This window comes from Streptomyces chiangmaiensis (genome assembly GCF_036281785.1).
Taxonomy (GTDB): Bacteria; Actinomycetota; Actinomycetes; order Streptomycetales; family Streptomycetaceae; genus Streptomyces; species Streptomyces chiangmaiensis.
The window spans coordinates 1-10,696 of record NZ_JAYWVC010000246.1 but is presented as its reverse complement, the minus strand read 5'-3'; the positions used below and the strand labels follow the sequence as shown (position 1 = coordinate 10,696).

The following is a 10,696-nucleotide window of genomic DNA, read 5'->3' as shown; positions in this document are numbered from 1 at the left end:
TGTTGTCTAGACCGGTCGGCGTCGGGCGCACCACAACCGCACCATAAGGCCGCTGTCAGCTACCGGTGGGCTTCTCGTTGTGGTGCGCGCGGTCGCCGTTGTGGTTCTTCGCACGCTCGGCCCGGACCATGTCGTCGAGCCCGGCCGCCACGTCCCGCTGCCGCTCCTCGTCGGAGTGCTGATAGATCAGCGCAGCTTTCTCGGTGGACTGGCCCGCCCGAACCATCGTGTCCTTCAGGGTGGCACCCGATCGGGTCGAAAGAGTGTGTCCGGTGTGACGAAGATCGTAGAACCGGAAGCCGTCCGGGAGGCCGACGGCAGCGCGGGCACGCTTCCACTTCCGACCGAAGGAGGTCCGCCGGAATGGGGCGCCTTTCTCGCCGACGAAGACCAGGCCGTCGGGCCCCTTCTCGGCGAACCAGGCGAGATGCTGCTTCACCTCCTTGTGGAGAAACGCCGGGAGGACGACAGCACGCACGCCCGCGTCCGACTTGGTCTCGCCCGGAGCCCGCTTGCCGTTGGTCCGCTCCGGCTCGGCGACGCGGACGCGGATCACCATGTTGTCGACGTCGACGTCCCGGCGGCGAAGGCCGGCCAGCTCTTCAGGCCGCATCGGGCCATACGCGCCGAGGTAGACCATGAGGCGCCAGCGAATCCCGATCGCCTCGGCGAGACCATCGACCTGGGCGACGGTGGCGATCCGTCGCTCAGCAGCGGACTCCTTGCCTGCGCCCTTGATCCGGCACGGGTTGCGGCTGATCAGGTCGTCGTCGACGGCTGTCTCAAGGATGCCCTTGAGGAGGCGGTACGCCTTGGCAACGGTGGTCTTGGCCTCGGTGGCACGAAGCCGCTCCGCGCGCCACTCACGGACGCGAGGAGCGGTGATCTCGTCCAGGTCGAGCCCGCCGAAGGTGGGAACGATGTAGAGCACCGGAGGAGGTGCTTGTACAGGTCCTCAGTGCGAACGGCCAACTCCCGCTCCTCAACCCATTTCTCGGCGTAGACGCGGAAATTGACCGCCCCGACATCGGGAGCGCGCCAGTCACCGCGGGTGAGGTCCGCCTCAACCTGAGACAGCCAGACCTCCGCATCCTTCTTGGTCTCGAAGGTCTCGTCCGCACGGATGCGCTCACCGTCGGGCCCGAGGTACGACGCCGTCCAGCGGCCGGACCGGTACTGCCGGACCGCGCCAAAGCGCCGGCGCCTGCCCTTCTTGTTGGCCATTAGGCGACCCTCCGGAGTCCAGTGCAACGGAGCCTGATCGGCTGGACCGTGCGCGCGGCGATGTACTCGTCTACGGCGCTCTGTGGGATGCGGACGTGTCGGCCGACCTTCACGTACCGGATGCGCCGCTCCTCGATCAGCCGCCGGGGGAAGCGAGCGGATGTGCCGAGCAGCCCGGCGACCTCATCGACGGACAGGTAGCGGTCGGTCATACGGTGGGCTCTCCTTCCGTTCCGGGGGCGGGTTCGAGTGAGGCGGCGAGCCACGTTTCGGCGGGGCTGAGTCCCGTTCCGGCGAACACCCAGTGGGCGAGCACGAGCGTGGTTTCGCCGTCCTGCGGGACGGCCGGAGCCGCTTGGGCGCGGCGCCAGTCGGCACGGGCATCGCGGAGAGCGCCGAGCGTGGTCGAGTAGCGGCGGGACTTGGTCGAGAAGTGGCCGCGGAAGCCGAGCATGTGAGCCCAGGCCCGAAGCCGGAGGTCGGCCAGCTCGGGACGTGCGCCAAGAGTCCACGCAGTACGGATCAGGCGCCGGGCGTGATCCGTGATCCGGGCTTGCGCCAGCTCGGCAAGGAAGCGAATCGGGCGGTCCAGAGTGCCGGTCGCCGTCTCGGCGCCCTTGGTGGCGTACTTGGCGATGTACGCCGCTACGGCCCGTTCGGTCAGCTCCTGGCCGTCGTCGAAGTCGGCGGAGCGGATCGGGCGGACGTCGAGCTGTCGGCCGAAGACGAAGCGGTGGGCCCGGCCGTCGATCTCCGGTCCGTCGACGCGCGCGGCAGTGGCAGCAGCACGGATGGCGTCCGTCAGCAGCCCGGCCGACGCCCACGGCGGGGGCGTGGTGTCTCCGCCTTCCGGGCCGTCGAGGCGGATGACCGCGTGGAAGTGGACGGCACCGCGCTTTTGGTACTCGGCCACCTTCGCAAACGAGATCCGCGCGTGATCGCGGAACTCGCGTTGAGTGAGGCCGGCGCGCTTGGCGACCTCCCGGCGCAGGTAGATCGAGAAGCGCCGCCACAGGGCACCGGCATGCGCGTTCCACAAGACGGCCGCTTCGTAGTCGTACGTGTCCGGGTCCAGCGGAGTGCCCAGGGCGGGGTCCTGCTCGTCGTGGCGGATGCCGCAGCAGCAGTCCCGGCCACCGGACGGGCGGTTGTGGACCGGCCCGAAGCTCGGGGCGGTGAATGTGGCGAAGACGCGTGGGTGGGTGGCAACCCGTCCCGACGTGCCCTTGCCGCCGCGGAGTCCGGCAGTGATCAGGTGGTAGGTGTCGCGGCGGTACGTCTCGGCGCAGGCCGCACACCGCGTTGCCCGGCGGTTGTTGCAGCGGACGAGGAGTTGACCGGCGGGGAGGGTGGCGGAGTCCAGGTGACGCAGGACTCGGCCGATCTCGCCGGTTGCCGTGTCGACTTCGTAATCGGTGCGGTGGCCGTCGAGGCGGACAGGGTGGGTGCAGCCACCCAGGCCGGAGAGTTGGTGGGCCAGCTCGGGCATGTTGCCGAGGGAGGCCAGCATGGAGAGTTCCGCCAGCGGGGGCGGAGTCTGCCGGGTGATGATGGACGTTCCTTTCGGCTGTTTCGGTGGTTGGGAGGGACGGCCCCGGGGCGGCGGGATGCTTGGCGGCTTTTTGCCGCCCCGGCGGCCGGTCAGCGCTTGTTGGCGCTGTTGAGCAGGGAGCGCAGGACTACGGCGGCGATGGCCACGGACACAGCCGATACGGCGACGGCCGCCAGGAGCGCGGTGAGGACGATCCCGACGACGACCACGGCGGCGACCGCACCTGCGATGGGCGTGAGCGACCGGCCCGTGGAGGGCACCTGGGCCCGCGTCTGCTGTGGGACGACGGGAGTCGTCGGCAGCGTCGGCACGTCGGGGAGTTTGGGGCGGAGCATGGCGGATCCCCTTCTTGTCACTTGTGGGTGCCGTTGACGACGCCGACCCCGGAGCGGGTGCCGGCCTCGATGGCGGGGGCGAGGAAGGTGTGCGAGAGCCAGAAGCCGAACAGCGCGATCACCACGGCGACCCAGAGGCGGATGCCGAGGAACTTGATCGCAGCCCAGGCGATGACGCCCAGGACGAAGACGAGCGGGAGCGAGACGGTCACGGCGATCTCCTCAGCGGACGGGGCAGCGGTGGGTGCGGGCGACCAGCTCGGCGGAGGCGCGGCTGTCGTAGTCCGTGGAGAAGCCGCAGCGCGGTGCCATGCAGGTGACGGTGTGCTTCTCGCGGCCCCGGCCGTCGTAATAGGTGCCGACCCGGACGGGACCGATACGGACGACGTTGCGAAAGCGGCGGTTGGCGGTCATGACCGGTTCTCCTCGTTGGTCTCGCCGGTGAAGTCGGTGACGTGGTCGGCCAGCCAGCGCAAGATCTCGTCACCCTCGTAGCTGTCGGCGGCGAGGATCACCGGTTCGGCGATCAGCACGGCTTCGGTGAGGCGGTTCTGTCGGGTGAGCTCGGCGGCGCGCTTCAGCACGCGGAGCGTGGACGGACGCAAAGGGGAAAGCCCTCCAGGATCAGATGAGTTGAGATGCGATGGCTTCGGCGAGCGGCATGGGGACGCCGAGCCGGGCGCGAAGCGTCGAGGTGTCGATGGGGGCTCCAGTCCGGGCGCGGTGGTCGTCGGCGACCTTGCGAGCCAGGGCGGCGAGTGCCGGCGGGACGGAAGTGGTTGCAGGCGGGGCCGACTCGGGCACCGCGGTGGGCAGTTCGGGAGCCGAGGGAGTCCGCACAGCGTCCTCTTCCCTCACCGGCGCCTCGTGGGGTTCCGGCGCCTCTCGCGACTTCGGCGGCTCATGGGCGAGGAGCGTTCCACCGAGGAAGGCGACGGCAGGCCATCCGGCGACGAGGATTCGTAGCCAGGCCGGTACGGCGACGAGGTCCAGCAGCCCGGCGGTGGCGACGTTGGCGCCCAGCGAGGCGGTCAGCGCCACGAGGAACCAGCACCACCCAGCCGCTTTCGAGCCGCCGGAGCGGAGCCGCCGCCAGGCCGCCACCAACAGCAGGTCGACGGAGACCGGGTAGGCCCATGCCTCCCAGCCGTGCTGTCCGGCGGCCGAGGCCAGGTCGTGCAGGTGCGCGAAGGACAGCGCGGCGGCGATCAGCGCTTGGACAAGTACGGCGTCGAGTCGCACGGGCAGAGCACGCACCTCACGCCTCCTTCCAGTTCCAGGCATGGCAGGGGTAGGGACTTGGCGCGGGACGGCCGCGCCGACCCTTGGAGCGGGTTCGGCTACTCGGTGGCCGGTTGTGGAGCGACGACCGGCCTGGAGTCCTCTACGGGCACGGGCAGGACGTACGGCCGGAAGGGCGTGAGCGCCGGTACGTCAGGGGCAAGGTGGGCCGTTTCGCGGCAGGTGACCGCAGCATCAGCGAGGGACAGGTACGGGGTACGGATGCGGGACCAGCCGCCGGAGGTGTCACCGACGACGGCCAGACCGGGCCGCTCGGCGGGGATGGCGCAGGCGCCGTAGACCGCCTCGGGGGCGATGTCACCGAGCGCCATCTTCGCGGAGGCTTCGTCGTTGACGCGGTGGCAGACGCGGCCCGTGAGCTGAGCGCGGAGCATCGTCGCTCCCTTGCCCAGTTCAGCGCCGAACCGCTGTCCGCAGACCTCCAGGTAGATGCCGGCCGCGCGGCCGAGCTGAGCGAGCCGGATGAGCTGGGTGACCATCTCGTCCCGCCGTTCCTCCTCCTTGCGTGTCGCCACGAGGAAGAGTTCGGCCACCTCGTCGATGAACAGCACGATGGGAGCAGGGCGTTCGTCTTCGGGCAGGCCCCAGATGTCCGAGGTGATCAGTTCCTCCGGCGTGCCGGGCGCGATGCCCTGCCGGGCCTTGATCAGGTCGTAACGGTCCTCCATTTCCTTGACGAGCACGGGAAGCAGCTCGGCCGCCTGGTCCGGGTCTGTCGCCAGCGCGGAGAGCCGGGCCGCGAATGGCGCCAGCTCCACACCGCGCTTGCAGTCGATGCCGACCAGGACGACCGGCTGAGCGGCCAGCCTGGTGAACAGGTTCCGCAGAAACATGGACTTGCCCGACAGCGTTGCGCCGAGGACGAGTTCATGGGGAACGGTCCGGTAGTCGCGTACGAACGCGGTTGCGTCCTCCCTCACGGCGACCGGCACCCGCAGCAGGTCACCGGCGATCCGGCGAGGCATCCGCACCTTGCGCAGGACGTCAAAGCCGACGAGCCGCAGTTCGACGACGCCGGGCTTGACGTCCCGGACGTACACGGCGTGTACGCCCCAGGCGTGGCGCAGACGTTCCGCCGAGGCGGCGACGTCTGCCAGTTCCTGGCCCGGAGCCAGCCGCAGCCGGATCCGGAGGCCGGTCGAGGTGGGCCGGATCACGCCTCGGCGGGGCGGGACCGGCCGAACCTCTCGGCGAGTCGTCGCCTTGATGGCCAGTGCCCGCCACCGGGGCGGCGCGACCGTCAGGCCGCAGGCGTCCATGGTCGACGTGTACGAGGCCAGCAGCCGGGCCACCGAGACCGGCAGCCCGACCGTGGACCAGTACGCCGCCGGATAGGCGTGCCGGGCATAGGCCGCGCCGCCTATCGCAGCGAGCGGCCCGCCCAGCTCGGCCAGCGTCACGAGGTCGGTCACGTCGATCAGACCGCCTCAGCCATCGGGAAGGCGCCGGGCGCAACAGCAATGGCCCGGTAGGCGATGCCGTGCCGCTGCTGGCCGTTGAAGACGCTTTCCCACGGACGAGCCACCAGACCCGGCAACGAGACCGGGGCGCCGACGGTCAGGCCGTCCGTCACACCGCTCTCCGGGATGGTGACCTGGATCAGTGACGACTCGCCCTCGTCGATGTAGACGACGCCGACGGTCATCAGTGCCTCGCCGCTCACGGCGTCCTTGGGATCTCACCGGTCTGCCGGTCGCGCACCTTCGGCGCCGCAGCTTCGGTCAGCAGGATCGTGGCGGACGAGGCATCAATGCGGATCACACGCACAGAGATTTCTCCTTCTGGGACGATCAACCTGTCACCTGACAAGTTGACTTAGCAAGTTCGAGCTAGAGATGCCAGGTTGACTTGTCAAGTGATTCCGGAGAGGAACTCGCCCCGTTCGGAGCTCAGTTCAGACGGTAGGTGTCTTCCAGCTCCTGCCGATCAGCAGGAAGCAGCACGTCAGAGACCTGCAGGGCTTGCCCGGAAGCGTCGCACGCGACGACCAGGACGCTGAGGACAGGTACGCCGTCCGGCATGCCGAGAAGCTCAGCTTCGCTGGCCTCGGGCAGTCGGGCGGAAATCCGCTCGGTCACGTGATCGAAGCGCACCTTCTTCCGGGCTTCCAGGTGCTCGCGGACACTGCCGCTCAGAACCTCGAGACTGGCCAGCTGGGTTCCTTCGACCAGGCCGGCGGGGAAGTACGACGAGACCAACTCGACTGCTTCGCCGTCCTCTTCGAGGAGGAAGCGGCGCACGAGAACCGTGGCTCGTCCGGGCAGACCGAGGGCCGAGGCGATCCGAACAGGAACGGGGGCTTCACCGACTTCAACCAGCCGACCCGAAGCCTGCGACTCGTCGCGCTCCAACGCCTCACGCCCCCGCCGGTCCTGTTGCTCGACGACTTCCGGACGTCCCCGGACGATGGTCCCGAACCCCTGCCGGGACTCCAGCCAGCCATCCCGCTTCAGCAGCTCCAGAGCCCGGACGACGGTCGGGCGGGACATCCCGAAGGCCTGTACCAGCTGGTTCTCACTGGGAACCCGGGTGCCGGGCGGGTACGTGCCGTCTTCGATGCGACGCTGGATCGTCTGCGCGAGACGCACGTACTTCGGTGGCTCGACTTCATACGCCATGAACGCCGCCCGGTGAGATTGGCCAAGTCAACTGGTCAACCAGACTAGCGTCTCTGTTGCGCGCGCAATAGATGGAGGGGGTGTGTCAACCCGGCCAGGCATCGGCCACTGCGAAGGAGACCATCGTCCCGCCGAAGCGACTGGGCCCGGAGTGCCACGCGTCGGCGATGGAGTCGACCAGGAGCAGCCCGCGGCCGTGTGCATCGTTGGCGTCCGGACGCCGGAGCCGCACGTTCGCGGGGAACCCAGGATTATGCACCTCCACCCGGAGCGAAGTTCCCTCCCGGAACCACTCCACCCGCACCATCCACGGCTCATCCGACCGGCCGTAGACGATGGCGTTGGTCACCAGTTCCGAGATCATCAGCGCGCAGTCATCGACCGAGCAGGCCGGGTTGTACGGGGCGATGAACTTCTGAAACCAGCGCCGGGCCCGTGGCACGGACTCCGGGGCCGGGTGCAAGGTCATCGCCCCGAGACGCGGTGAGTTCGGGGTGGGATCGCGGTCGAGTGTGTATGCCATTCGCACTCACTCCTTGCCGGTGCCGTCACAGTCGAGGCACCGTCGCTTCGATGTGGCACGGGCACGGTCGTTGACGGCGGAGAGCGCCAGAGTCGTACGTGAGCTGACACGCTTCCAGCCACGCCCCCGGCATCCTCGGCAAGCTAACCGCGTGCCCTGATCCGGCCGCTGACTCGTCACACCGTGCCCCCTTCCAGTAAGTGGCATTAGCCACTTACTGGATAGTGGCATTAGCCACTCGCTGGATGCAAGCGGTTCGGCAGAACTTCCGCCCGCTCAGGCGAGGGGGTAGCCCTGCTCGAACGCCCAACGGCGCGGCGGGTACGTGGCTTCGGCGAACTCCAACGGGCGGTCCTGGAGGTCGTAGACGACGTGATGGACGACCAACACGGCTGAGCCCGCAACGAGTTGAAGATCTGCCGCCTCTTCGGCCGTCGCATCCCGAGCGCACATGCGATCTTCTGCGTAGCTACCCTGACGCCCTGTCATCTTCTCGACGTACATCAGGGTTCCCTCTTGGATCCGCTCGGGATCCATGAGCTTGGGCGCCCGCTCACCGACGTCCGGAGCGAACCACGAGGTGGACAAGGTAGTCGGTCCGTCCTGGTTGTTGGTCACGCGCCGGCGGTGAACAGCCTGACGGTCACGCACCAAGCCCAACGCCTCAGCGACGTAGTCCGGCGCCTCCAGCCAGCCCGCAGACGTGATCACCGCGTACTCACCGGGCGTGTAGATCTTGCCCGTCTGTCGTGCCCGCCCGTACAGCTCACGGGCCCGCCGATTGACCTCCAGGCTCCGAACGTATGTGCCCGATCCCTGACGCTTCTCGACCAGCCCCTGATGGCTCAGCGCTTCGAGCGACCGCGCGGCCGTCGGCCTGGACACCTTCCAGTCCGCCGCCAGTTGGCGTTCCGAGGGAACCTCGTCCCCCGGTCGCAGGTCACCTCGAAGGATCTGATCACGGATGAAGTGAGCGATCTGGAGATACTTCGGTTGAGCCTCCTCGATCTGTGGCATGTCCTCTCCTCGTCAAAGTGGCTATGGCCTCTAGCCACTATAGGCCGAGTGGCCAATATTCGAACCCGTAACCTTGGGCACATGACGCGCTTGATCGTCGCAGCAGGCGGAGGGGGTGACGCAGTCGCCGCCGCGATGCTTGACGCCGCTCTGCACGGCGATGACGACCAGGCGGTGATCCTCACGTACGCGTGGGACCGCCTCCTCGTCGACCCGATACCAGGCCCCCGAGGCGCCCACAACTTCACGGAACTAAAACCGATCACCCCCGCTGTCCGGGCGGTGCCGGCGGACGCCCGCCCGATTCCTCCGGCGGGATCGACGCTCCCCCGACTTGCCGCGGAGCTCCCGCACACCTTCGCACTGCTGGACCCCCATCACGGTGCCGAGGGCGTGATGCGCCAACTGGAAGAGTTGGTTAGCCACTTGAAGCCGCAGTCGATCGACCTCCTGGACGTGGGCGGCGACATCCTGGCCCGCGGCGACGAGCCCACACTCAAGAGCCCCCTCGCCGATGCCCTCACACTCGCGGCCTGCTGCCAAGTGGATGCGCCCATGCGCCTCTTGGTCGCAGGCCCCGGTCTGGATGGCGAACTCCCGATCGACGACCTACGCGGCGTACTCGGCCCGCTCGTCCATACCTTCACGGCGAAGGACACTGAGCCGGTCAGCTCGGTCCTGGAATGGCACCCATCCGAGGCAACGGCGATGCTCACGGCGACAGCCCGAGGCGTACGCGGCACGTGCGAAGTGCGGGACGCGAGCCTTCCCGTACCGCTCACGGACGAAGGTCCCACCGTCCACCAGGTCGACTTGGACGAGGCGTTGGGCCGGAACGAGCTGGCCCGCGCAGTCGTGACGACGACGACCCTGGACGAGGTCGAGACTCACAGCCGCGAAATCTGCGGCTACTCGGAGATCGACTACGAGCGCAATAAGGCCGCCTGGCTCAAGGACCGGCCGCCAACGGACCTGGTCCCGAAGACGGTTCTTGCCGAGCTGGAACAGTTCGAGGCCCACGCCCGAAGCCGCGGAGTCACGCACACGACGTTCCGCCACATCACGGAGGCCCTGAACCTCAACGGCACCCATCGCCAGGACCTACGTGAGCTGCTGATCAACAGCCGTCCGGAGCAGTACGACGCGCCGCTGTGGCGCATCACGACTCAGCCTGAGTAACAACTTTCTTCACGGGTTCAAGGCGGCTCGCTCCGCTCCCCGCACGCGGCCCGGCCCCCGGCCGGGCCTGCGCTCCTGTCTCCGCCCCGCTCCAGCCCGGCCGGCGCCCGCGCCGCGCACTGAGCAATTAGCCGCCTGACGCCAGAGAAGGGGTACGTCGCGGCTGGGGCGGTCGGCTCCACGGCTTTACGGAGCCACTTTGGCGCGAGCCTCGCAGATCATGGCCCCAACGTCGTGCTTTACCGGGCAGGTCCACTACCTGCCCGACGCGCCGAAAGCTTACGGGGCCACGATCACTCGCGCCAAAGCAGCGCCACCCCAAACCCGCTCCACCGACCTGTGCGTCAGCACCCCTCGGAACCTCATTGGCGGTTTGATGCGGGAACCAGAAAGTAATGGTGAAACTCACTCGGTCTTCAACTATCAGTGCCCGTTGCGCCCTACCCAAGCCAGCCTCGATCCGTCTTCAGCAACCGCGCTGGCCCATCGGGTCCCCGGTGTTTAGGACCGAACAGCACTACTTGATGAGCGTCCGGAGCATGACGCGCTCACCCGAGAAGGTGAGTCGCCCATGCAGGTAGCGCCAGTTGTCGATGATATAGCCCTGTCCCGGGCTCAATGCGAAGGTGAAGGTCCGCAGGGCAATTGCCTCCCGTAGTCGGCTCACAGCGTGAAGCGTCTCGGCCGAGAAGAAGCCGTTCGAGTCCAGCCGGAGCCGGAACTGCCAGCGGCCGGTGGGGTCCTGGGAGATCACCGGGCCTGAGTACTGCTCGCGACCAGACCTGTAGATGGCAGCGTTCGGCTTGGCTAAAGCCTCGATGGCCCAAGGGCTGGTCTGTTGAAGGTCCTCGACGACACGTTCACCGTCCGCCATCGAGCATTCCCCGCCGGTGCCCTCATTCCTCTCGCACCAGAGTGTGATGTAGCGGGGGACCACCGAGTTTCC

Annotated in this window: 13 protein-coding genes and 2 pseudogenes; 1 reads left to right on the top strand and 14 read right to left on the bottom strand. The window is 68.1% G+C overall.

Features of this window, described 5'->3' with window-relative positions:
* Positions 1-55: 55 nt before the first annotated feature.
* The 13 genes and pseudogenes from VXC91_RS38195 to VXC91_RS38135 form a co-directional block, all read right to left on the bottom strand.
* Positions 56-1,224 (bottom strand): annotated as a pseudogene (locus VXC91_RS38195) (tyrosine-type recombinase/integrase).
* On the bottom strand, positions 1,224-1,436 hold the full coding sequence (locus VXC91_RS38190) for an excisionase family DNA-binding protein (protein WP_329511948.1): 213 nt from the start codon (positions 1,434-1,436) through the stop codon (positions 1,224-1,226). The pseudogene VXC91_RS38195 and the gene VXC91_RS38190 overlap by 1 nt, the downstream one beginning before the upstream one ends.
* Positions 1,433-2,734, bottom strand: coding sequence for a replication initiator (locus VXC91_RS38185; protein ID WP_329511947.1), 1,302 nt, complete (start codon positions 2,732-2,734; stop codon positions 1,433-1,435). Before VXC91_RS38185 ends, VXC91_RS38190 begins: the two co-directional genes overlap by 4 nt.
* A 131-nt stretch (positions 2,735-2,865) precedes the next feature.
* Positions 2,866-3,111 carry a SpdD protein gene (locus tag VXC91_RS38180; protein WP_329511946.1) on the bottom strand — a complete coding sequence of 82 codons (246 nt, stop codon included), beginning with the start codon at positions 3,109-3,111 and terminating at the stop codon, positions 2,866-2,868.
* Positions 3,112-3,128: 17 nt separating this feature from the next.
* Positions 3,129-3,323 carry a hypothetical protein gene (locus VXC91_RS38175; RefSeq protein ID WP_329511945.1) on the bottom strand — a complete coding sequence of 65 codons (195 nt, stop codon included), beginning with the start codon at positions 3,321-3,323 and terminating at the stop codon, positions 3,129-3,131.
* Positions 3,324-3,333: 10 nt separating this feature from the next.
* Complete coding sequence (locus VXC91_RS38170) at positions 3,334-3,525, bottom strand: mobile element transfer protein (RefSeq protein ID WP_329511944.1); 192 nt, start codon at positions 3,523-3,525, stop codon at positions 3,334-3,336.
* Positions 3,522-3,716 (bottom strand): RING finger protein, encoded by a 195-nt coding sequence (locus tag VXC91_RS38165; protein WP_329511943.1) that lies wholly within the window; start codon positions 3,714-3,716, stop codon positions 3,522-3,524. Before VXC91_RS38165 ends, VXC91_RS38170 begins: the two co-directional genes overlap by 4 nt.
* A 19-nt stretch (positions 3,717-3,735) precedes the next feature.
* Positions 3,736-4,368, bottom strand: coding sequence for a DUF2637 domain-containing protein (locus VXC91_RS38160; protein WP_329511942.1), 633 nt, complete (start codon positions 4,366-4,368; stop codon positions 3,736-3,738).
* Between the two features lie 83 nt (positions 4,369-4,451).
* Positions 4,452-5,825 carry an FtsK/SpoIIIE domain-containing protein gene (locus VXC91_RS38155; protein WP_329511941.1) on the bottom strand — a complete coding sequence of 458 codons (1,374 nt, stop codon included), beginning with the start codon at positions 5,823-5,825 and terminating at the stop codon, positions 4,452-4,454.
* Between the two features lie 5 nt (positions 5,826-5,830).
* Positions 5,831-6,180 (bottom strand): annotated as a pseudogene (locus VXC91_RS38150) (SCO3933 family regulatory protein).
* A gap of 122 nt (positions 6,181-6,302) precedes the next feature.
* A complete protein-coding gene (locus VXC91_RS38145; protein WP_329511940.1) occupies positions 6,303-7,031 on the bottom strand; it encodes a GntR family transcriptional regulator in 729 nt (242 codons plus the stop codon).
* 85 nt (positions 7,032-7,116) lie between these two features.
* The gene (locus tag VXC91_RS38140; protein WP_329511939.1) at positions 7,117-7,554 is read right to left on the bottom strand and encodes an ATP-binding protein; all 438 of its coding nucleotides are present in this window, start codon (positions 7,552-7,554) and stop codon (positions 7,117-7,119) included.
* Between the two features lie 276 nt (positions 7,555-7,830).
* Complete coding sequence (locus tag VXC91_RS38135) at positions 7,831-8,571, bottom strand: GntR family transcriptional regulator (RefSeq protein WP_329511938.1); 741 nt, start codon at positions 8,569-8,571, stop codon at positions 7,831-7,833.
* Positions 8,572-8,652: 81 nt separating this feature from the next.
* Between VXC91_RS38135 and VXC91_RS38130 the strand changes: the two genes are divergently transcribed.
* Positions 8,653-9,750: a DUF1152 domain-containing protein gene (locus VXC91_RS38130; protein ID WP_329511937.1), complete on the top strand. Its 1,098-nt coding sequence runs from the start codon at positions 8,653-8,655 to the stop codon at positions 9,748-9,750.
* A 517-nt stretch (positions 9,751-10,267) separates the two neighbouring features.
* Here VXC91_RS38130 and VXC91_RS38125 read toward each other — a convergent pair.
* A partial coding sequence (locus VXC91_RS38125) for a TauD/TfdA family dioxygenase (protein WP_329511936.1) occupies positions 10,268-10,696 on the bottom strand: 429 nt, incomplete at its 5' end.

Coding starts and splice junctions, on each gene's coding strand:
- VXC91_RS38190 (WP_329511948.1), bottom strand. CDS start 1,436: ATGACCGACCGCTACCTGTCCGTCGATGAGGTCGCCGGGCTGCTCGGC.
- VXC91_RS38185 (WP_329511947.1), bottom strand. CDS start 2,734: ATGCTGGCCTCCCTCGGCAACATGCCCGAGCTGGCCCACCAACTCTCC.
- VXC91_RS38180 (WP_329511946.1), bottom strand. CDS start 3,111: ATGCTCCGCCCCAAACTCCCCGACGTGCCGACGCTGCCGACGACTCCC.
- VXC91_RS38170 (WP_329511944.1), bottom strand. CDS start 3,525: ATGACCGCCAACCGCCGCTTTCGCAACGTCGTCCGTATCGGTCCCGTC.
- VXC91_RS38145 (WP_329511940.1), bottom strand. CDS start 7,031: ATGGCGTATGAAGTCGAGCCACCGAAGTACGTGCGTCTCGCGCAGACG.
- VXC91_RS38140 (WP_329511939.1), bottom strand. CDS start 7,554: ATGGCATACACACTCGACCGCGATCCCACCCCGAACTCACCGCGTCTC.
- VXC91_RS38135 (WP_329511938.1), bottom strand. CDS start 8,571: ATGCCACAGATCGAGGAGGCTCAACCGAAGTATCTCCAGATCGCTCAC.
- VXC91_RS38130 (WP_329511937.1), top strand. CDS start 8,653: ATGACGCGCTTGATCGTCGCAGCAGGCGGAGGGGGTGACGCAGTCGCC.